Origin of the sequence: Burkholderia sp. Cy-637 (genome assembly GCF_011753175.1) — a bacterium.
Lineage (GTDB): Bacteria > Pseudomonadota > Gammaproteobacteria > Burkholderiales > Burkholderiaceae > Burkholderia > Burkholderia gladioli.
Genome location: NZ_VWWC01000138.1, coordinates 1 through 18,702, shown reverse-complemented (window position 1 = coordinate 18,702; position 18,702 = coordinate 1). Strand labels below are relative to the sequence as shown.

The window sequence follows — 18,702 nt, the reverse complement described above, 5'->3', positions numbered from 1 at the left end:
GGCCTGCTCGCGCCCGTCACCAACCTGGTGGGCGGCCTGACCGGCGGCCTGGCGGGCGGCGCGCAGGGTTCGATCGGCTCGAACGGCGCGGCCGCCGGCGTGACCGGCACCGTGTCGGGCGCGGTGGGCACGGTCGCCAACGCGACCGGCTCCGTGACCGGCGCCGTGTCGGGCGCGGCCAACGGCGTGACGGGTTCGCTGTCCGGTTCGAGCACCGCCTCCGGCGGCACCTCGGCGGGCCTGCTTTCGCCGGTGACCAACCTGCTCGGCGGCCTGCTCGGCGGCGGCAAGAAGTAAGGCGGCAAAACCGGCGGCGGGAACATCCGCCGCCGGCATCCAGGCCGCGCGCCGTGGCGGCAGGAATCGATACACGGCGGCAGGCAGCAACAAGCAACACGCAACAAGCAGCGGAAATACGGCGGCCGGGCACCTATACTCCAACAGCCCGGCCGACCGATCACAAGATGTCATCACACGAGGAATGACATGAACTCGACCATCGATAGTCTCTCCGACGTCGGGGCCCGGCCACCCCGTTCCGCCACCCCCTTCACGGTCGGCCTGGCCGGCATCGCCGCGGCGCTGGCCGTGCTGTGGTTCTCGCGCGACGGCAGCCTGCTGAGCGGCGCCGGCCGCGGCTTCGCGGCCTGCTTCGCGATCATCGTGGTGGTGGCCAGCTACGAGCTGTTCGTGGCGCGCGCCTACCTGCGCCCCAGCGCCGGCCTCGCCGCCGAGGCGGTACGCCCGATGAGCTTCGCGCGCGTGGCGATGCGGCTGGCCGGACTCGGCTCGATCTACGCCGGCATCGCCTTCATCTACTGGCTGCTGCCCGAATACCACGGCGACTTCTACAAGCCGTTCTGGAGCCTCTGCGCGATGCTCGCGCCGTACTTCGCGGTCGGCGCGCCGCTCTACTTCGCCTGGATGGACGCGCGCCAGCGCGAGGTCGACGACGCCTACCTGTGCTGGGCGCGCTTCGTGTTCCGCGGGCAGAAGCCGGAAAGCTGGTCGAGCGTGCGCGAGATGCTGGCGGGCTGGGGTGTGAAGGCCTTCTTCCTGCCGCTGATGTTCGTCTACGTATCGAGCAACGCCGACCACCTGACCGCCTCGCTGACGGCCCTGCAGAGCGCGCCCTACTCGCTGGCGACCTTCCGCTTCCTGTACGAGCTGGCCTTCACCATGGACCTGCTGTTCGGCTCGGTCGGTTATCTCTGTACCTTCCGGATCCTCGACAGCCACGTGCGCACCGTCGAGCCCACCGCGCTCGGCTGGCTGGTCGCGCTGGTCTGCTACCAGCCGTTCTGGTCGCTGATCTCGGATCGCTATATCCGCTACGAGGGCACGCTGTTCTGGGACAACTGGCTGGCCGGCGTGCCGCTGATCCAGTGCCTGTGGGGCGCGGTGATCATCGCCCTGGTGCTCTGCTACGCGCTCTCGACGATCTCGTTCGGCCTGCGTTTCTCGAACCTGACCAACCGCGGCATCATCACCTCGGGCCCGTATCGCTTCACCAAGCACCCGGCCTACCTGACCAAGAACCTGTCGTACTGGATGATCTCGGTGCCCTTCGTCGGCGCGCTGGGCTGGCAGGTCGCGCTCGCGCACTGCGCGGCGCTGCTGGCCGTCAACGGCATCTACTTCATGCGGGCCAGGACCGAGGAACGCCACCTGATGCGCGATCCCGAGTATCGCGCCTACGCCGCGTGGATCGCGCAGCACGGCTTGTTCGCGAGAATCCGGCAGGTGTTCGGGCAGGGTTGAACGCCCGGGGCGGGCAATGCGCCTTGCCCGCCCGACGCCGCCGGCTCCCGCTCATGCCAAGTAGCCCGATACGCCATCCCACAGCAGCTTGAGCGCCGTCACCACCAGCAGGCCGTAGCAGGCGCGGTAGATCCTGACCTGATCGAGCGCGCCGTGCAGCCGCCAGCCCGCCACCACGCCCGCAGGTATCGCGAACAGGCAAATCCCCATCAGCAGCCAGACGCCGGCACCCGGCTTCACCAACCAGAGCCATGGCACGGCCTTGGCCGCGTTGCCGACGGTGAAGAACAGGCTGGTGGTCCCCGCATAGACCTCCTTGCTCAGGCCGAGCGGCAGCAGGTACATCGCCAGCGGCGGTCCGCCCGAGTGAGCCACCATGGTGGTAATCCCCGATGCCAAGCCGGCCGAGACCGCCTTGAGCCGAGAACGCGGCCGCGGCGACGGCCGCGCGCCCGTCATGAACCACAGCCCGACGAAACCCAGCGTGACGACGGCCATCATGATCTCGATCGCGCGATGGTCGAGCAGGCGAAACGACAGGAAGCCACCGGCAATGCCGACCACCAGCCCCGGCAGCAGCAGCGCGAGGTCCGGCTTGGACCAGGTCGAGGGCTTCCAGTAACGCAGCGCGAACAAGTCCATCGCGATGAACAGCGGCGCCAGTAGGCCGCCGGCCGTGACCGGGTCCATGACGAAGGACAACAGAGGAATGCCGACGATCGCGAATCCCCCGCCGAAGGCCCCTTTCATGAACGAAATCAGGAACACGCCGACGAAGGCGATCACGATCGTCGTCAGCGTCAGTTCCAGGCCCGCCGAGGCGGCCGAGGCCATCATGATCGCCTCGCGGAAAAGCAGCCTTCTCGGTCCGCCGCGACGGCACCGGCGATCGGGTCGCGCGAGGGGCGCGATCGAGTCGCGATCGCGACGACGGCATGAATAGGAATCGGACAAACGTGCAGCATGATGCAGCTCCAGGACGGCTCCCGATACAATCGGGCAATGCGCTTAGAATGATCCGATGCAAAACTCAGCGCAATCAAAACATTGCTCTCGGTGCAATCATGTCGAAATCCGAATACCTGAAGCTGGCTGACGCCATCGCCGCCGAGATCGCCGACGGCACCCTCAAACCCGGTGACCGCCTGCCGCCCCAACGTGACTTCGCCGACCAACGCGGCATCGCGGCCTCCACCGCGAGCCGGGTTTATGCCGAACTCCTGCGCCGCGCGCTGGTGGTCGGCGAGGTCGGACGCGGTACCTTCGTCTCGGGCCAGTCACGGCGTGGCGTCGGCGCGCCGGGCGAGCCACGCGGCGTGCGCATCGACCTCGAGTTCAACTATCCGCTGCTGGCCGAGCAGCCGGCATTGATCGCGCGCAGCCTGAGCGGCCTCGAAACGCCAGCCGAACTCGAACTCGCCTTGCGCCCGGCAACCAGCATCGGTACCGCGGAAGTTCGCGCCGCGGCTGCCGCCTGCCTGTCGCGCGACGGATGGCGCCCGAACGCCGAGCACTTCGTGTTCACCGGCAACGGTCGGCAGGGCATCGCCGCCGCGGTCACCGCCGTGGTACCGGCGGGTGGGCGCTGCGGCGTGGAAGCCCTGACCTACCCATTCATCAAGGGCATTGCCGCGCGGCTCGGCATGTCGCTGGTCCCGCTCGCGATGGACCGCGAAGGCGTGTTGCCCGATGCCGTACATAAGGCGCATCGAGATGGCGGCCTGTCGGCCATCTACATCCAGCCGGCGATCCACAATCCGCTCGGCATGACCATGAGCGCGGCGCGCCGCGCCGACCTGCTGCGCGTGGTCGAGAAGCTCGACATTCCCGTCATCGAGGATCACGTCTATGGTTTCCTCGACGACGCGCCACCGCTGGCCGTGCTTGCGCCGGATCGCTGCATCGTGATCGACAGCCTGTCGAAGAAAATCGCGCCGGGCCTGACGCTCGGTTTCGTGGTGGTGCCGCCGCGGCTGCGCGAAACGGTGATGGCCTCGGTGCGTTCCGGCGGCTGGACCGCGAGCGGCTACGCCTTCGCCGCCGCACGGCGCCTGATGAGCGATGGCACCGTCGCGGAACTGGCCCGGCGCAAGCGGGTCGATGCGCAAGTACGTCAGCGGCTGGCCGCCGAGCGGCTGGGCGGCTTCGATATCCAGGCCAACGGCAACAGCTATCACCTGTGGTTGACGCTACCGGCGCAATGGCGCTCGCAGACGCTGATCGCCGCCGCCGCGCGACGTGACATCGGGCTCACGCCCTCGAGTACCTTCGCGGTCGCGCCGGGCCATGCGCCGAACGCCGTCAGGCTCGCGTTGGCGGCACCAGCGCTCGATCAGCTCGAGCTCGGGCTGAGCACGCTGGCGACCCTGCTGCAAGGCGCCGACGACGATTTCGATTCGACCGAGTGAAGGCCGGCTGCCCAGCCGGACCAGCCCGCCTCGTCATCCGGCTCGCGGCGACGGTCCTCCGGCGGGGTCCGCGCGTCTGGCGGCTCGCCAGTCCCCTCGATCATCTTCGACGGCTTCACCGCGCTGTCGCTGTGGATCCCGGCATACCTGACCGGCGAATACGGCATGACCCAGGTGGCCGCCTCGGCCTTCGAAGCCGGCGTCTCACTATCGGACTCGCTGCCGCGAGCGGTGCGCACCACCTGCTTCATGTTCCTGTACGGCATCGTCTGGGTCTCGCTGATCCTGATCTACCTGTCCGAGGTGCGCAGGGCGCCGACGGTCGACGCAGCGGCGGCCCGCTGAATCGGACCCGGCCACGCCGCACGCAGGCAGGCAGAAAAAACGCCCGCTCGTCCATCGAGCGGGCGTTTTGCCTTGACGAACCCTCGGCGCCTCAATGACGGTCGATCGAGAACCGCCCCGGGCCCGAGACGGCCAGCACCAGCAGGCCGCCCACGATGCTGATGTTCTTGTAGAAATTGATCAGGTTGACGTACTGTTCGGCGCCCGTCATGGTCCAGTAGTGATGGCCGACGAAGGCGGTGCCGAGCGTGTAGAGCGCCAGCAGCAGCGCCACCGGCCGCGTGTAGAAGCCGACCACGATCAGCAGCCCGGCCACCAGCTCCATCACCACCGCGATCACCGCCGCCAGCATCGGCGCGGGCACGCCGGTCGAGCCCATGTAGGCCACCGTGCCGGAGAAGCCCATCAGCTTCTGCCAGCCGAACATCACGAACAACACCATCATCAGCACGCGTGCCACCAGCAGCACGCCGTCCCTTTGCTTGTCGAGAGAGAGGTAACGCATGGTCGAGATCCTTGTGAAATATTGAAATCCTGAGATCGACGATGACCGGCACCACGCCGGCGGCCAGGACGCGCGAACCGCCGGGCGGCACGCGCGCTGGTTCATCATCGACTGATAAGTCATGCAAATCAACAACGGGATGATGTGCGATCGGGCGGGTGCCGGCCGCGCGCCTCGCGGGACGCGCGGCCGGCACCGTCTAGGCGTCGCTCAGGCCCAGTCGGCCGTCACCTCGACGGGACGCAGGTCGAACACCAGCACCTCGGCATCCTGGCCATTGGCGAAGCTCAGCGCCTGCTCGGCCCGAATCCGCGCGCCGTCGCCCTCGCCGAGCCGGCGGCCGTTCAGCTCGACGCTGCCGCGGGCGATGTGCACGTAGGCAAAACGATCGGCCGGCAGCGTGATGCTGGCGCTTTCCTCGCCGTCGAACAGCCCGGCGTAGATCCGCGTGTCCTGGCGAATCGCCAGCGAGCCCTGCGCGCCGTCGGGCGAGACCACCAGGCGCAGCTTGCCGCGCTTCTCCCCGGCGGGGATGTTGGCCTGCTGGTAGCGCGGCTGCGCGCCCTTCTCCGCCGGGCCGACCCAGATCTGCAGGAAGTGCACCCGCTCGTCCTTCGAGTGGTTGAACTCGCTGTGCGCCACGCCGGTGCCGGCGCTCATCAGTTGCACGTCGCCGGGCACGATCACCGAGCCGGTGCCCATCGAGTCCTTGTGTTCGAGCGCGCCTTCCAGCACGTAGGACATGATCTCCATGTCGCGGTGCGGATGCGTGCCGAAACCACGGCCCGGGGCGACGCGATCGTCGTTGATCACCAGCAGGTCCGAGAAGCCGACCTGCTGCGGGTCGTAGTAGTTCGCGAACGAGAAGCTGTGGCGGGAGCTGAGCCAGCCATGTTCGGCACGGCCGCGGGCGTCTGCGTTTCTGACTTCGATCATGATGGTTCTCCGGTGGATCGCGCCGCGCCACTGCGGTGCGGCGTCGATCGATGGGATGAATCTTAGGTCAACCATCCTGATAGATAAATCGCATGTGAGATAATCATCGTCCTGTTTTAGTGGACAATCGACCGGGAACCGCCCCTGCCATGCAACTCGACGACCTGCGCATCTTCCTCGCCACGGTGGACGCCGGCAGCTTCACCGGCGCCGCCGACAAGCTGCTGCTGTCGAAACAGTTCGTCAGCCGGCGCATGGCCGCGCTCGAGGCCGCGCTGCACGTGCGCCTGCTGAACCGCAACACGCGCAAGCTGGCCGTCACCGAATCGGGGCAGGCCTTCTACCTCCATGCGCAGCGCATCCTGGCCGAGGTCGCGCAGGCCGAGGAGGCGATGTCGGCGCGCCGCACCGAGCTGCACGGCTCGCTGAAGATCAGCGCGCCGATGTCGTTCGGCATGAGCCACCTGTCGCCGCTGCTGGCCGAATTCCTGGCCGCGCATCCGGCGGTGCGGCTCGAGGTGGAGTTGAGCGACCGCCGCGTCGACCTGATCGGCGAGGGTTTCGACCTGGCGCTGCGGATCGGGCAACTGGCCGATTCGACGCTGGTGGCGCGCACACTCGGCACGCTGCGCATGATCGCCTGCTGCAGCCCCGCCTATCGGCGATCGCATGGCGAGCCGGCCGCGCCGGCCGAGCTGCATCGCCATGCCTGCCTGCTCTATGGACAGGAGAGCCGCGACGGCTGGGAATTCGAAACGCCGGAAGGGCGGCGCGCCTATGCCGTGCAGGGGCCGCTGATCGCCAACAACGGCGACGTGGTGCGCGATGCGGCGATCGCCGGGCTCGGCGTCGCGCTGCTGCCGCAATTCATCGTCGGCCCGGCGATCGCGAACGGCACGCTGGTGACGATCCTCGCCGCGCATGCCACGCCGCCGCTGCGGCTCAGCGCGGTGTATCCGCAGCACCGGCAGGGATCGACGGCAATCCGCACCTTGTTCGCGTTCCTGGAGGAACGGCTGGTGGCCTCGCTCGAGGCCGCGCCCTCGGCGGCGTTACCGGCCAAGGCCAAGGCCACCGCCGGCGCCGCATCGACCAGGCGCAAACGCTGAAACATGCCGGCGAGGCAGGACGCGATCCGGCGCTTGCAACATCGGGCGAGCCTCTCTATAATTCGCGCCTCGCAGGCTCGTAGCTCAGTTGGTTAGAGCACCACCTTGACATGGTGGGGGTCGTTGGTTCGAATCCAATCGAGCCTACCAACGCATCCAACATGGACGGCAAGCGCCGCGCTCCAGGTGAACGCGGGACACGCTAGCCGTCCATTGTCTTTTCGGCGCTCCGCTCGTCACGGATCGCCATGGCAGCAGGCAGCAACCCAGGCAGTATCGCCGCGCATCACGCGGGGCACACAGGCTCGTAGCTCAGTTGGTTAGAGCACCACCTTGACATGGTGGGGGTCGTTGGTTCGAATCCAATCGAGCCTACCAACGCATCCGGCATGGACGGCAGGCGCCGCGTGTTCAAGCGAACATGCCCGCGCCTCCCGGCTGGCCACCCAGGCAGCACCGCCGCGCATCACGCAAGGCACACAGGCTCGTAGCTCAGTTGGTTAGAGCACCACCTTGACATGGTGGGGGTCGTTGGTTCGAATCCAATCGAGCCTACCAACGCATCCGACATGGACGGCAAGCGCCGCGCTTCTCTCGAACGCGGGCCCGCTTGACCGTCCATCGTCATTTCAGCGCCGGCCCCGCACGCGGCCGTCGCCGCGCCGATTCCGCAGGCGCGCGCGAACTCATCTACACTTGCCGTTTTTCGACGCGCCGCCGCAGCGGCCGCCCTCGCACCACGCCGACCGCCCATCGCCCATGCCCGCGCCTTCCGATTCGTCCGGCCCTTCTCCCGCCGTCTCCCGCCCTTCCACCTTCCAGCGCTTCTGGAGCGCGCGCGTGCTGTCGTCGATCTCGTTCCAGATGCTCTCGGTGGCGATCGGCTGGCACATCTACACGCTGACCCAGAGCGCCTACGCGCTGGGCCTGGTCGGGCTCGCGCAGTTCCTGCCGATGTTCGTGCTGACCCTGGTGGCCGGCCATGTCGCCGACCGCTACGACCGGCGCCGCGTGGTGGCCGTCTGCCAGTCGCTGCTGGCGCTCGCCTCGGCGGTATTCCTGGCCGGCACGCTCGGCGGCTGGCTCAACGCGCCGGCGATCTACGCGCTGGCGGCCTGCCTGGGCGCCGCGCGCGCCTTCGAGAACCCCACCGTGGCCTCGCTGCTGCCGGCCGTGGTACCGCGCGCCGAGCTGCCGCGCGCCACCGCGCTGTCGACCTCGGCGACCCAGACCGCGCTGATCATCGGCCCGGCGGCCGGCGGCGTGCTGTATGGGCTGGGGCCGCAGGTGGTCTACCTGCTCGGGATCGTCTGCTTCGGCTGCGCGGCCTGCCTGATGGGCTCGCTCAAGCTGAGCAGCAAACCCGTTGCGCGCGCACCCGTCACGCTCGAATCGGTGTTCTCGGGCATCGCCTTCATCCGTCGCGAACCGGCCATCCTCGGCGCGCTCTCGCTCGACCTGTTCGCGGTGCTGTTCGGCGGCGCGGTCTCGCTGCTGCCGATCTATGCGCGCGACTTCCTGCACACCGGGCCCTGGGGGCTCGGGCTGCTGCGCTCGGCGCCGGCGATCGGCGCGCTGGCCGGCACGCTGTGGTTCGCGCGCTTCCCGATGCGCAAGCGCCCCGGCATGGCGATGTTCCTCGGCGTGATCGTGTTCGGCCTGGCCACCCTGGTGTTCGGCCTGTCGACCTGGCTGCCGCTGTCGCTGCTGGCGCTGGCCACGCTCGGCGCGGCCGACGTGATCAGCGTGGTGGTGCGCTCCTCGCTGGTGCAGTTGCGCACGCCCGACGAGATGCTGGGCCGCGTGAGCGCCGTCAATGCGCTGTTCATCGGCACCTCGAACCAGCTCGGCGAATTCGAATCGGGCATCACCGCGGGCTGGTGGGGCGCGCAGCCGGCGGTGCTGATCGGCGGCGCCTGCACCATCGCGGTGGCCCTGCTGTGGATGCGGCTGTTCCCCTCGCTGCGCACCATGCGCTCGCTCGAGGCCGAGCGCAAGTAGGCGCGCTCGGCAAGCCTCGCCGGCAGCGGTTGCCGCCGGCGCCCGCCGCAGGCATCATCGCTCGACACGGCCGCCCGCCAGGGCGGCAACCCGCGCCCGCTCGCGCCGCCCCGCCATCGCGCCGCGGCTCACGACGCGCCTCGTCCCGATGATCGCCGCCCATGTCGATACGCGCCTTCCGCACCCTCGTCGCCATCGCCCGCCACGGCACCTTCGCGCGCGCCGGCGACGCGATCGGCCTCACGCAATCGGCCGTGAGCCTGCACGTGAAGGCGCTCGAAACCGAATTCAGCGTGCAGTTGTTCGATCGCTCGCGCCGCCAGCCCACGCTGACCGAGGCGGGCCGCATCGTGCTGGCCCAGGCCGAGCAGATCCTGGCGATGGTGGACGGCATCCCCGACGCGCTCAGCGACGAGAAGCAACTGGTCGGGCGGCTGCGCGTCGGCGCGATCCAGACCGCGTTGTCGGGGCCGATGCCCGATGCGCTGCTGTCGCTGCGGGTCGCGCATCCCTCGCTGCGCGTGCATGTCGCCGCGGGCCTGTCGCTGGCACTGGCGCAGCGCGTCGCCGGCGGCGAGCTCGACGCGGCCGTCACCACCCACCCGGTGCGCCCGCATCCTTCCGGGCTGGTCTGGCAGACGCTCTACGAGCACCGCTACTGGCTGGTCGCGCCGCCGCGCCACGAGGGCTGGAGCGTGCGCGAGCTGCTCGAGGCGCTGCCCTTCATCCGCTTCGACGCGCAGGCCTGGGCCGGCCGCGAGATCGCCGCCGAGCTGCGCCGGATGGGCATCAAAGTGCGCGAGGAGATGGTGCTCGACAGCACCGAGACCATCGTCCACATGGCCTCGCGCGGCCTGGGCGCCGGCGTGGTGGCGCTGCACGACTCGGTGCTGGCGCGGCTGCCGCCGGTAGTGCGCCTGCCCTTCGGGCAGCCGCAGTTGCGCAGCGCGGTGGTCCTGCTCGAACACCGCTCGCGCCCGGCGCAGCGTTTCGCGCAGGCGCTGGCCGCCGAGCTGATCGCCTCATCCATGAGGTTTTCTCATTGATCGCCCGAGAAATCACCATCATTTCTCGTGGTTGCGCGTGCTTAACTTGAGGGCATCCTCACTACCGCGCAAGCTGCCATGTCTTCGATCCTCCCTCGCCATCGCGCGCGTCGCGCCGTCTCGACCGGGGTTCCGGCATGAGCGGCGCGATCGTGCTCGCGCTGCTGCCGGTGGCGCTGCTGGTGGCGCTCGGCCACGCCCTCAAGCGCACCGGCTTCATCGCCGACGCGTTCTGGCCGCCGGCCGAGCGGCTCTGTTACTACGTACTGCTACCGGCCCTGTTCGCGCACGGCCTGGCCACCGCGCAGCTCGGCGCCCTGCCGATCCTGCCGCTGGCCGCCGCGCTGATCGGCGCCACGCTGGCCGCCGCCGTCGCGCTGCTGCTGATGCGCCGCTGGGTGAGGGTCGACGGCGCGGGCTTCACCTCGGTGTTCCAGGGCGCGGTGCGCTTCAACAACTACGTGGGCACCGCCGTGGCGGCCGGCCTGCTAGGCCGGCAGGGCATCGCGCTGTCGGCGGTCTGCGTGGCGGTGATCGTGCCCACCGTCAACCTGTTCTGCGTGCTGGTCTTCGCGCGTTACGGCCAGACGCGGCTCGGGCCGGCCGCGGCGCTGCGCCAGGTGCTGACCAACCCGCTGGTGGTGGGCTGCGCGATCGGCGGCGCGATGCAGGCCGGCGGCATCGCCGTGCCCGCCGCGATCGAGCCGGCGGTGCGCGCGCTCGGCGCCGCCTCGATGCCGCTCGGCCTGCTCTGCGTCGGCGCCGCGCTGCGCTTCGGCGCGACCCGCGCCTGGCTGCAGCCGATGCTGGTCGCCTCGCTCTTCAAGTTCCTCGCCATGCCGCTGCTGACCTTCGCGGCCGGCCGCGCGCTCGGGCTCGGCGAGGCCGTCATGACGGTCGCGCTGCTGTTCCAGGCCCTGCCGACCTCCTCCTCGTCCTACATCATGGCGCGCCAGCTCGGCGGCGACGCGCCGTTGATGGCCGGCATCACGGCCATGCAGACGCTGCTCGCGATGGTCGCCATGCCGGTCATGCTGGTCTCGCTGGCGAGCCTCGCGCACGGCGCCTGATGCGGCGCGAGCAAAGCTCGGCGGCGCGGTCGAAAACCCCGGCAAGCAAGGGGTTACCCTGACTTTTTCCGCCGGACGGGCGACACTGCGGGACTATCGAGCGAATCCGGCCGCCCTGTCCCATGAGCGGCCGCGGCTTTCGCCATGTCGTCCGCTCCAGGAGTGTCCATGACCGACCCAACGCGCGCAGCCGCCGACGAGGACGCGCGCCAGTTGTTCCGCCACGCGATGGCGCATCTCGGCGCCGCCGTCAACCTGATCACGACGGCGGGCCCGCACGGCCGCTGCGGCGTGACGGCGAGCGCGGTCTGCTCGGTCACCGACGCGCCGCCCACCCTGCTGATCTGCCTGAACCGTTCGAGCAGCACCCACGCCACGCTCACCGGCAACCGCTCGCTATGCGTGAACGTACTGCCCGGCGAGCACGAGCCGCTGGCGCGTCATTTCGCAGGACTGACCAGGATGCCGATGGACGAGCGCTTCGGCCTGGCCGCCTGGGACGAAGGCCAGGACGGCGTGCCGGTGCTTCGCGACGCGCTGGCCAGCGTGCAGGGGACCATCGTGGAGATGAAGGAGGTGGGCTCGCACACGGTGGTGTTCGTCGAGGCCACGGCGATCCGCGTGCGCGGCGATACGGACGGGCTGATCTACTTCGGCCGCGCGTTTCATCGGGTGGGTGGGATGGTGGAGGCTTGAAGATGGCCGAGCGGCCAGGCCCATTCGGATAAGGATGAGGAGAATGGGCGCCGCTTCGATCTACAGGTCGAGAAAACTGCGGACAGCGAATCGAATCGCCTGCATTTCCTCGTCCGTGGCCCGCTCCCCGTCGCATGTGAAACCACGTGTCCTGAACGACAGATTGACGATCTGATCGACAAGTGCCACGCCGGGCCGAGCGAGGCTCGAGAGAGGTATTTCCGAATCCCAGCCCCGGATCGTCGAGGTAATGGGCAGACCGACTATACGTCCGGTCAACTCATTGATATCCAGGGCCGTCAGAACAACGACCGCTCGATATCCATCCTGTTCGTTACCTTTACTCGGCCCGATATACAAACGAATCACATCTCCCGCTTCCGGAATTCCATCAAGCATCGTGGCCCCCCTTCAGCGGCGCGCCGGATCGTCCGGACCACCAAACTCATCGCCCTGAGGCTCGCCAAACTCGACATGGGGGTGCGGGGCAAGCTTCGCCTCACGAAGTTGCTGTAGATACCGCTCGCGGGAAAAACGCTTGATTGCGCCATGCGCTCGTATTTGCAAATTGCCATCAACGACCTGCACATCGACCTCCTGCCCTTCGGTGAATTTCACTTCCTGTGCGACATTGGCCGGAATTCGAACCGCGAGACTATTACCCCAGCGCTTCAGCGTTTGAACAGCCATCACTCAATCCCCCTGGAAAAGCGAGACGGACCGAACATCGCACGACATGCTCTTGCACCTCGGCTCCTGGCTTTCATGATCCGTCGTTCGCACACGTATCAACACGTCGATACACGAAAAGTGTAGAAAACCGAGCAAGATGTGTCAACGTAGTTGATACGTCACGACACCTACTTGTGACATGTCAAATACAAAAGCAAATTCCCGGGTCCAGGAAAACTTGTCGCGATATCAGCGGCTCGACTCTGCCCCGAGCATCACCCGCTCCACCAACGGATGATGCTCGCCGCGCCGCGAACGGATCGCGTAGATCTCGTCCACCACCCCATCGGCCCGCCCGAGCCGGCGCAGGCCGCGCAGCATGGCCGCGTCGCCGGCACCCGCCTCGCTCAGCGGAAACACCCCCAGCCCGCGCGCGCCGAACACCGCCAGCAAGGCGCTGTCCTCGAATTCGCCGGCGATACGCGGCCGGATCCCGCTCGCCTCGAAGCTGCGCTCCAGTTGCGCGCGCAAGGGTGAATGCGCGGTCGGCAGCAGCACCGGCAAGCTGGCGAGGCAATCGGGAAACCGCTCGCGCGCGGCCCGCGTGACGAGGCTGGCCGGCCCGTACCAATCCACCGCCGAAGCCACCAGCCGCTCGCTCGTCAGGCGCAGGGTGGGATGCGGCGGCGCCGGCTGGCTGGCCAGCACCAGGTCGAGCCGGTGCAGCGCCAGTTCGGCCAGCAGGTCGTCGAGCTCGCCCTCGTGGCAGCGCAGCCGCAGCGACGGCGTGTCGAGCGCGGGCTCCAGCACCGCGTGCGCGGCCAGCTTCGACACGCCATCGGTCAGCCCCACCGCGAGCCGCGCCAGCTCGCCGCTGGCCGCCGCGCGCACGTCGTCGGCGATATGCGCGCCGATCCGGAACATCTCGTCGGCACGCGCGAAGGCCGCCTGGCCGGCCTCGGTCATGGTCACGCCGCGCCCGGCCGCTTTCAGCAGCGGATGGCCGAGCGCGCGCTCGAGCTCGCGCACCTGCGCGCTGATGGTCTGCACCGCCATGTCGAGCCGCTCGGCGGCGCGCGCGAAGCCGCCCTCCTTCACGACCACCCAGTAGTAGTACAAATGTCGAAAATTCAGCATGATGGCTCCAGCGGTCGTGGCAAATTTCGGAAAAACCGATGTTGAGATCAGTTTCGAGATGATTTTCCCGAAGCCGACGATCGCCGATCATAACAAGCCTCGACACCAGCCCACCAATGGATTCCGGAACCCGACCGCCATGGACCACCTGCTGACCCTCGCCGCCGACCCCGCCGTCTGGGCCGCCCTCGTGACGCTCGTCGCGATGGAGATCGTGCTCGGCATCGACAACCTGATCTTCATCTCGATCCTCAGCAACAAGCTGCCCGAGGCGCAGCGCGCACGCACCCAGCGCATCGGCATCGGCCTGGCGCTGTTCCTGCGGCTCGCGCTGCTGGGCACGGTGGCCTGGATCGCGCGGCTCACCCAGCCGGCCTTCACGCTGTTCGACCACGCCTTCTCCTGGCGCGACATGATCCTGATCTCGGGCGGCCTGTTCCTGGTCTGGAAGGCGACCAAGGAGATCCACCATCACGTGGCGCCGGGCGAGCAGGCCGGCGCGGCGGGCGGGGTGGCCGCCGCGATGCTGACGCCGGTCGCGGCGATCGGCCAGATCCTGGTGCTCGACATCGTGTTCTCGATCGACAGCATCGTGACCGCGATCGGCATGACCGAGCACGTCGCCATCATGTTCATCGCGGTGATCGCCGCCGTCACGGTGATGCTGGTCGCGGCCGGCCCGCTGTCGCGCTTCATCGACCGCAACCCGACCATCGTGATGCTGGCCCTGAGCTTCCTGGTGGTGATCGGCATGACGCTGATCGCCGAAGGCTTCGGCAGCCACGTGCCCAAGGGCTACATCTACGCGGCGATGGCCTTCTCGGCCTTCGTGGAGGGGATGAACATGCTGTCGCGGCGTGCCAAGGCGAAGCGCGGGCAGGCCGAAGGCGGGCACTGAGGCTCGAGCGGCCAGGGCGGCGCAGCCGGTCGCTGCGCCCACCGCGATCCGCTCGGCTCGACGCGTGCAACGCGCGAGCGGATCGACAGCAGGAAAGGGGAAGAAGATGGAGACGGGCGGCGCGGAAACTCGACGACGACGCCCCGCGCCTCAGCGCTCGGCGGTCTGCAGGCCGCGCACGCGGCCGCGGCGCTGGGTGGCGAGCCGCTGCGTCTCGCGATGCGCGCCGGCTGCCTGCATCGCGCGCTCGATCGCGAGCGCCGCATGCGAGCCGGTCGGCTCGCCGATCGCCAGCTCGGCGTAGTTGCGCGCATCGGCGGCCCATTGCGACGCCAGCGTCGCGTAGCGGCGCGCACGCCGGGCACGGTCCTGCAGGCGCAGCGCCAATGCTTCGGAGCCCGATACGTTCGGGCGCGCGTTGCGCACCGCCTGCGCGGCGCGATGCTCGAGATCGACCGCGTCGGCATCGGCCTCGCGCGCTTCGCGAACCGCGGCCTTGGCGGCGGCCTGCGCGTCGCGGGCCGCCGAGCCCAGCGCGGTCGCGCCATCGGCCGCCTGGCGCCCCTTGGCGGCGGCGTCGGCAACGGGCGGCACGAAACCGGCCACGGCGGGAGAAACCAGGCGAGAAGCGAGATGGGACGCGACCGGATCGGTATCCGCGCGACGCTCGGCGGGCACGGCCTCGCGCACCAGCGCGTGACGGGCATAGGGATTCCGTCTTGCCTGGCGTCCGGCGAACCAGACGCCGGCGCCGATCGCGATGATCGCGACGCCGATCGACGCGGCAATGAGCAACAGGGTTTCTTGCATCGTCCAGGGTGAAATCACGGATGGCGGCGCAGCCCGCCGGAATTTCGGCCGGCGCTGGGGAGGCGCCGGCGAGCGCGCCTACTATACCGCTATCAGCGCTTTTATGTAGGTATTCACCCTGATGGGCCCGATAATTTTTTCGTCATAGGAATCAAATCCGGCTGGCGAAACAGCACGAAATTCCTGATTCGGCAGTTGATCATTTCGCGTCGCAACATCGGCCTTCGGATTGCATCGCGTGCCATCGACGGCATCGATGCAGCAGGTTTGCTGCTTTGCAAACCAGCCGTTCCAGGGGCCGTCGAGGGCGGGCGCGAAGCGTGTCCACGATGCGACAGCAATGATGGCCATCGTGCACGTTTTCGCTCGCAATCGAGGCTGCACGTTCCGCTCGCCGCCGCCCCGCAGATCCGGGCGAACCAGTCCCGCATGCAACCAACTTGCTTCGGGTAACTGACGACCGCGAGCCTCACCGATGCCCATCGCCCCGCTCCGGGCCGCTGCGGCCCGCCCCGAGCGCAAGGTCGATTCCGGTTAGACTCTGTGGATGGAAAAATGCCGCTACTGCGAACGAATCCGCGACGAATGGGAATGCCACGGCCCGGCGTGCCGGGGTGCGATCGCCCGCGCGCTGAAACGACAGCGGGCCGGCCTGCCGCTGGTCGCCAAGGTGATCCGCAACGAAATCCCGGCCGGCGCCAGCACCGGCGAGGTGATCTCGGTGCTCTCCCGCCAGCGCCTGCGCGCCCGGCGCGGCAACGAGGAGCGCCGCGAGCGCAAGGAAATCGACGAGGATCTCGGCTGAACCGCTTCGCCGCCTGAACTCCTGCGCTCCGACCCCGCTTACAAGTCGTCACAACCCCGGCCGAACGAATTCGGGCCAGCCATGCCTCACCGTCATCGTTGTTGACACGAGGCCCCCTGATGCCAGAACAATTCGACGCCCCGTCGTCATGGCACCCCGCTCCTCATCGCGGGCGTGCGATCGCCTGCCTGGCTTGCGCGGCATTCGCCATGCTCGGCACCCTGCCCGCGCCGGTGCTGGCCGCCGACGCTCCGGCGCAAGCGCCCGCTTCCGCAGCGCAGGCTACGGCCGGCAAGGCGGCAGAGCCTGCCGCGGCCAAACCGTCGTCACACGCTGACGCGGCTTCGGCTTCCACGGCGTCCGCCGCTTCGGCAACCTCCGGCGCCAGCGCTTCGGCCGCCTCGTCGGCCTCTGCCGCCGAAGCGCCCGAGGTCCCCGCCGAACTCCCCCCGCCCGTGTTCCATCCCGCGCCGAAGAACGCCGACGAGGCCCTGGCGATCACCCGGCGCGCGCTGGCGATGCGCGATACCTACGCGCGCGAAGTCACGCGGCGCCTGACGGTGCCGGCCGCGGCCCAGCGCGAATACGCGACGCGGCTGCAGCAGGCGCTGGCCGCCAAGGGCCACGGCGAGCTGGCCGGCGAATACGTGGTGCTGGTCGACCGCGCGCGCAATGTCCAGGCGCTGTTCGTCTACTTCCGCACCACGCCCGGCAACGAGTGGCAGTTGATCGGCGCCTCGCCCGTCGGCACCGGGCTGCCGGGCCAATACGACCACTTCGTCACGCCCACCGGCGTGTTCGAGCACTCGCCCGTCAACATGGATTTCCGCGCCGAGGGAACCGAGAACGAGAACAAGATCCGCGGCTATGGCGCGGCCGGCCGGCGCATCTTCGATTTCGGCTGGGTGGACGGCCAGCGCGGCTGGGGCAAGGGCGGCACCTCGCCGATGCGCTTCCAGATGCATTCCACCGATCCCGACAAGCTCGAGCCGCTGCTCGGCATCCGCCACTCGAAGGGCTGCGTGCGGATTCCCGGCTCGCTCAATGCCTTCCTCGACCATCGCGGCATCCTCGATGCCGACTACGAGACGCGCGCGAGCGAGGGCGAGGCGCCGTGGATCCTGCGCGACCAGCCGCGCGAGCCGACGCCGGACGCGGGCCGCTACCTGGTGGTGATCGACACGGCGAAGGCGGCGCGCCCGGCCTGGTCGCCGCTGCCGGGGCGCGCCGCCTGGTCGAAGCTGCCGAAGGGCGGGGATACTGCCGACTGAAGGCCAACTAAAGGCCGACCAAAGGCCGACTGAAGGCCGCTTGCCCCCTCTCACGACCGGCTGAAGCGTCACTCGCCGACGAGGGCGGGTCCAGCGCTGCCGAGGCTGATTCGGCAGGCGCCGAAGCGCTGGCAACCCAGCGCCGCGCCCGTGCTCAGGCGAGAACGACGCGCTCCCAGTCGCGCACATAAGCGGGCGTGCCATCGGGCGCCGCCTCGACGATCGGCGCCCCGCGCGCCACGCCCAGCGGCAGCACGCCGGCCCAGACCGGCAAGCCGAGATCGTCCTCGTCGTCCTTCGGGCCGCCTTGGCGAACCTTGGTCGCTACCTCGTCGAAGCCGATCCGCAGCACCGTGGTCGCCGCCAGCTCCTTGGCATTGCCGGGGCGCGCCTCGCGGCTGCGCCCCGGCGCGAGCTGTTCCAGGAATACGTCGAGCACGGCACCCTTGCGCGCTTCGGGCACGACTTCGAAGCAGCCGTAGATCATCGCCGAGCGATAGTTCATCGAATGATTGAAGGCCGAGCGCGCCAGCACCAGGCCGTCGAGATGCGTGATGCTCACGCAGACCTGCGCGCCGGCCGCGGCCAGCCTCAGCATCCGGCTGCCGTTCGAACCATGGATGTAGAGATGATCGCCGTCGCGCCAGCAGGCGGTGGGAATGCAGTGCACGCCCTGCTCGTCGGCGAACGCGACATGGCAGACATGGGCCGCGTCGACGATCGCCTCCAGCGTGGCGCGATCGTAATGGGCGCGCTGCGCGACACGGCGCACGCGGGTGCGCTCCGAGCTGGGGAGATCCCTGGCGGGGGCTTCGTTCATGGCCTGGCTCCGGAATGACGGGATGGAAAGCACCGGACGATACGCAAACCATGGCACCATTCCTAGATCCAGCCGATCATCGATTCTTGGAGCCACGATGGATTTCCGCGTCCTGTTCGCCGCCTTCCTCGAGCCCGCCGGCAGCGCCGACGAAGCGCGCCAGCCACGCCAGCATCGCCTCTACGCCTGCCTGCGCGAGGCGATCCTGCAAGGTCGGCTCGATGCCGACACGGCCCTGCCCTCCTCGCGCACGCTGGCCGAGCTGCTCGGCATCGCCCGCAACACCGCGCTGCACACCACGCCCGGCATTCCGCAGCACATGCATCCGGTGATCGCGCTGGTGACGGCCGGCGTCGAGATGGACGTGCTGGGCCTGACCTACCACGAGTACCACGAGCACGAGCGCGAGGCG

At 68.9% G+C, this 18,702-nt stretch carries 19 protein-coding genes, 3 tRNA genes and 3 pseudogenes; 16 read left to right on the top strand and 9 right to left on the bottom strand.

What is annotated here, in order from left to right; translation table 11 throughout:
• Window positions 1-297 (top strand): annotated as a pseudogene (locus F3J10_RS26995) (hypothetical protein); the annotation flags it as partial.
• 189 nt (window positions 298-486) lie between these two features.
• Window positions 487-1,761, top strand: a complete 1,275-nt coding sequence (locus F3J10_RS26990; protein WP_025102257.1) for an isoprenylcysteine carboxylmethyltransferase family protein — start codon at window positions 487-489, stop codon at window positions 1,759-1,761.
• A gap of 51 nt (window positions 1,762-1,812) precedes the next feature.
• Here the strand turns inward: F3J10_RS26990 and F3J10_RS26985 are convergent, their stop codons facing one another.
• Window positions 1,813-2,598, bottom strand: coding sequence for a sulfite exporter TauE/SafE family protein (locus tag F3J10_RS26985; RefSeq protein WP_167233581.1), 786 nt, complete (start codon window positions 2,596-2,598; stop codon window positions 1,813-1,815).
• A gap of 119 nt (window positions 2,599-2,717) precedes the next feature.
• Here F3J10_RS26985 and F3J10_RS26980 point away from each other — a divergent pair, with 119 nt between their 5' ends.
• Both F3J10_RS26980 and F3J10_RS26975 read left to right on the top strand, forming a co-directional pair.
• Window positions 2,718-4,169 carry a PLP-dependent aminotransferase family protein gene (locus F3J10_RS26980; RefSeq protein WP_345791235.1) on the top strand — a complete coding sequence of 484 codons (1,452 nt, stop codon included), beginning with the start codon at window positions 2,718-2,720 and terminating at the stop codon, window positions 4,167-4,169.
• Between the two features lie 56 nt (window positions 4,170-4,225).
• Window positions 4,226-4,514: pseudogene (locus F3J10_RS26975) on the top strand (hypothetical protein); the annotation flags it as partial.
• Window positions 4,515-4,605: 91 nt separating this feature from the next.
• On the opposite strand, the gene F3J10_RS26970 reads toward F3J10_RS26975, so the two are convergent.
• Together F3J10_RS26970 and F3J10_RS26965 are read right to left on the bottom strand one after the other, a co-directional pair.
• Complete coding sequence (locus F3J10_RS26970) at window positions 4,606-5,055, bottom strand: DoxX family protein (protein ID WP_096751584.1); 450 nt, start codon at window positions 5,053-5,055, stop codon at window positions 4,606-4,608.
• A gap of 174 nt (window positions 5,056-5,229) precedes the next feature.
• Window positions 5,230-5,955: a pirin family protein gene (locus F3J10_RS26965; RefSeq protein ID WP_167243395.1), complete on the bottom strand. Its 726-nt coding sequence runs from the start codon at window positions 5,953-5,955 to the stop codon at window positions 5,230-5,232.
• Between the two features lie 149 nt (window positions 5,956-6,104).
• On the opposite strand from F3J10_RS26965, the gene F3J10_RS26960 reads away from it, so the two are divergent.
• The 8 genes from F3J10_RS26960 (at window position 6,105) to F3J10_RS26925 (ending at window position 11,877) form a co-directional block, all read left to right on the top strand.
• Window positions 6,105-7,064, top strand: a complete 960-nt coding sequence (locus tag F3J10_RS26960; RefSeq protein ID WP_166916074.1) for a LysR family transcriptional regulator — start codon at window positions 6,105-6,107, stop codon at window positions 7,062-7,064.
• Between the two features lie 73 nt (window positions 7,065-7,137).
• A tRNA-Val gene (locus F3J10_RS26955) sits at window positions 7,138-7,214 on the top strand.
• A gap of 151 nt (window positions 7,215-7,365) precedes the next feature.
• A tRNA-Val gene (locus F3J10_RS26950) sits at window positions 7,366-7,442 on the top strand.
• Between the two features lie 103 nt (window positions 7,443-7,545).
• A tRNA-Val gene (locus F3J10_RS26945) sits at window positions 7,546-7,622 on the top strand.
• 201 nt (window positions 7,623-7,823) lie between these two features.
• Window positions 7,824-9,065 carry an MFS transporter gene (locus F3J10_RS26940; protein ID WP_025102003.1) on the top strand — a complete coding sequence of 414 codons (1,242 nt, stop codon included), beginning with the start codon at window positions 7,824-7,826 and terminating at the stop codon, window positions 9,063-9,065.
• 161 nt (window positions 9,066-9,226) lie between these two features.
• Complete coding sequence (locus tag F3J10_RS26935) at window positions 9,227-10,111, top strand: LysR family transcriptional regulator (protein WP_025102002.1); 885 nt, start codon at window positions 9,227-9,229, stop codon at window positions 10,109-10,111.
• Between the two features lie 137 nt (window positions 10,112-10,248).
• Window positions 10,249-11,181, top strand: coding sequence for an AEC family transporter (locus F3J10_RS26930; protein ID WP_126241539.1), 933 nt, complete (start codon window positions 10,249-10,251; stop codon window positions 11,179-11,181).
• A gap of 168 nt (window positions 11,182-11,349) precedes the next feature.
• Window positions 11,350-11,877 (top strand): flavin reductase, encoded by a 528-nt coding sequence (locus tag F3J10_RS26925; protein ID WP_036036752.1) that lies wholly within the window; start codon window positions 11,350-11,352, stop codon window positions 11,875-11,877.
• A 60-nt stretch (window positions 11,878-11,937) separates the two neighbouring features.
• On the opposite strand, the gene F3J10_RS26920 is transcribed toward F3J10_RS26925, so the two are convergent.
• The 3 genes from F3J10_RS26920 to F3J10_RS26910 form a co-directional block, all read right to left on the bottom strand.
• On the bottom strand, window positions 11,938-12,276 hold the full coding sequence (locus tag F3J10_RS26920; RefSeq protein ID WP_166916072.1) for a type II toxin-antitoxin system PemK/MazF family toxin: 339 nt from the start codon (window positions 12,274-12,276) through the stop codon (window positions 11,938-11,940).
• A 12-nt stretch (window positions 12,277-12,288) separates the two neighbouring features.
• Window positions 12,289-12,567, bottom strand: coding sequence for an AbrB/MazE/SpoVT family DNA-binding domain-containing protein (locus F3J10_RS26915; RefSeq protein ID WP_080757479.1), 279 nt, complete (start codon window positions 12,565-12,567; stop codon window positions 12,289-12,291).
• A gap of 231 nt (window positions 12,568-12,798) precedes the next feature.
• On the bottom strand, window positions 12,799-13,686 hold the full coding sequence (locus tag F3J10_RS26910; protein WP_105826844.1) for a LysR family transcriptional regulator: 888 nt from the start codon (window positions 13,684-13,686) through the stop codon (window positions 12,799-12,801).
• 139 nt (window positions 13,687-13,825) lie between these two features.
• Here F3J10_RS26910 and F3J10_RS26905 point away from each other — a divergent pair, with 139 nt between their 5' ends.
• On the top strand, window positions 13,826-14,584 hold the full coding sequence (locus F3J10_RS26905) for a TerC family protein (RefSeq protein ID WP_025101998.1): 759 nt from the start codon (window positions 13,826-13,828) through the stop codon (window positions 14,582-14,584).
• A 150-nt stretch (window positions 14,585-14,734) separates the two neighbouring features.
• Here F3J10_RS26905 and F3J10_RS26900 read toward each other — a convergent pair whose 3' ends face one another.
• Both F3J10_RS26900 and F3J10_RS26895 read right to left on the bottom strand, forming a co-directional pair.
• Entirely contained in the window at window positions 14,735-15,379 is a 645-nt protein-coding gene (locus F3J10_RS26900; protein ID WP_167243394.1) for a hypothetical protein, read from the bottom strand.
• A gap of 96 nt (window positions 15,380-15,475) precedes the next feature.
• Window positions 15,476-15,877 carry a hypothetical protein gene (locus F3J10_RS26895; protein WP_167243393.1) on the bottom strand — a complete coding sequence of 134 codons (402 nt, stop codon included), beginning with the start codon at window positions 15,875-15,877 and terminating at the stop codon, window positions 15,476-15,478.
• Between the two features lie 64 nt (window positions 15,878-15,941).
• On the opposite strand from F3J10_RS26895, the gene F3J10_RS26890 reads away from it, so the two are divergent.
• Together F3J10_RS26890 and F3J10_RS26885 are read left to right on the top strand one after the other, a co-directional pair.
• Window positions 15,942-16,199: a hypothetical protein gene (locus tag F3J10_RS26890; RefSeq protein ID WP_025101996.1), complete on the top strand. Its 258-nt coding sequence runs from the start codon at window positions 15,942-15,944 to the stop codon at window positions 16,197-16,199.
• Window positions 16,200-16,408: 209 nt separating this feature from the next.
• On the top strand, window positions 16,409-17,470 hold the full coding sequence (locus tag F3J10_RS26885) for a hypothetical protein (protein WP_240155720.1): 1,062 nt from the start codon (window positions 16,409-16,411) through the stop codon (window positions 17,468-17,470).
• 154 nt (window positions 17,471-17,624) lie between these two features.
• Here F3J10_RS26885 and F3J10_RS26880 read toward each other — a convergent pair whose 3' ends face one another.
• Complete coding sequence (locus F3J10_RS26880; RefSeq protein WP_025101994.1) at window positions 17,625-18,290, bottom strand: pyridoxamine 5'-phosphate oxidase family protein; 666 nt, start codon at window positions 18,288-18,290, stop codon at window positions 17,625-17,627.
• Between the two features lie 280 nt (window positions 18,291-18,570).
• On the opposite strand from F3J10_RS26880, the pseudogene F3J10_RS36030 reads away from it, so the two are divergent.
• Window positions 18,571-18,702: pseudogene (locus F3J10_RS36030) on the top strand (phosphohydrolase); the annotation flags it as partial.

Excerpts from the sequence above, each read along its gene's own strand:
- F3J10_RS26990 (WP_025102257.1), top strand. The coding sequence starts at position 487 with ATGAACTCGACCATCGATAGTCTCTCCGACGTCGGGGCCCGGCCACCC.
- F3J10_RS26985 (WP_167233581.1), bottom strand. The coding sequence starts at position 2,598 with ATGATGGCCTCGGCCGCCTCGGCGGGCCTGGAACTGACGCTGACGACG.
- F3J10_RS26965 (WP_167243395.1), bottom strand. The coding sequence starts at position 5,955 with ATGATCGAAGTCAGAAACGCAGACGCCCGCGGCCGTGCCGAACATGGC.
- F3J10_RS26960 (WP_166916074.1), top strand. The coding sequence starts at position 6,105 with ATGCAACTCGACGACCTGCGCATCTTCCTCGCCACGGTGGACGCCGGC.
- F3J10_RS26940 (WP_025102003.1), top strand. The coding sequence starts at position 7,824 with ATGCCCGCGCCTTCCGATTCGTCCGGCCCTTCTCCCGCCGTCTCCCGC.
- F3J10_RS26935 (WP_025102002.1), top strand. The coding sequence starts at position 9,227 with ATGTCGATACGCGCCTTCCGCACCCTCGTCGCCATCGCCCGCCACGGC.
- F3J10_RS26930 (WP_126241539.1), top strand. The coding sequence starts at position 10,249 with ATGAGCGGCGCGATCGTGCTCGCGCTGCTGCCGGTGGCGCTGCTGGTG.
- F3J10_RS26925 (WP_036036752.1), top strand. The coding sequence starts at position 11,350 with ATGACCGACCCAACGCGCGCAGCCGCCGACGAGGACGCGCGCCAGTTG.
- F3J10_RS26920 (WP_166916072.1), bottom strand. The coding sequence starts at position 12,276 with ATGCTTGATGGAATTCCGGAAGCGGGAGATGTGATTCGTTTGTATATC.
- F3J10_RS26915 (WP_080757479.1), bottom strand. The coding sequence starts at position 12,567 with ATGGCTGTTCAAACGCTGAAGCGCTGGGGTAATAGTCTCGCGGTTCGA.
- F3J10_RS26910 (WP_105826844.1), bottom strand. The coding sequence starts at position 13,686 with ATGCTGAATTTTCGACATTTGTACTACTACTGGGTGGTCGTGAAGGAG.
- F3J10_RS26905 (WP_025101998.1), top strand. The coding sequence starts at position 13,826 with ATGGACCACCTGCTGACCCTCGCCGCCGACCCCGCCGTCTGGGCCGCC.
- F3J10_RS26895 (WP_167243393.1), bottom strand. The coding sequence starts at position 15,877 with ATGGGCATCGGTGAGGCTCGCGGTCGTCAGTTACCCGAAGCAAGTTGG.
- F3J10_RS26890 (WP_025101996.1), top strand. The coding sequence starts at position 15,942 with ATGGAAAAATGCCGCTACTGCGAACGAATCCGCGACGAATGGGAATGC.
- F3J10_RS26885 (WP_240155720.1), top strand. The coding sequence starts at position 16,409 with ATGCTCGGCACCCTGCCCGCGCCGGTGCTGGCCGCCGACGCTCCGGCG.
- F3J10_RS26880 (WP_025101994.1), bottom strand. The coding sequence starts at position 18,290 with ATGAACGAAGCCCCCGCCAGGGATCTCCCCAGCTCGGAGCGCACCCGC.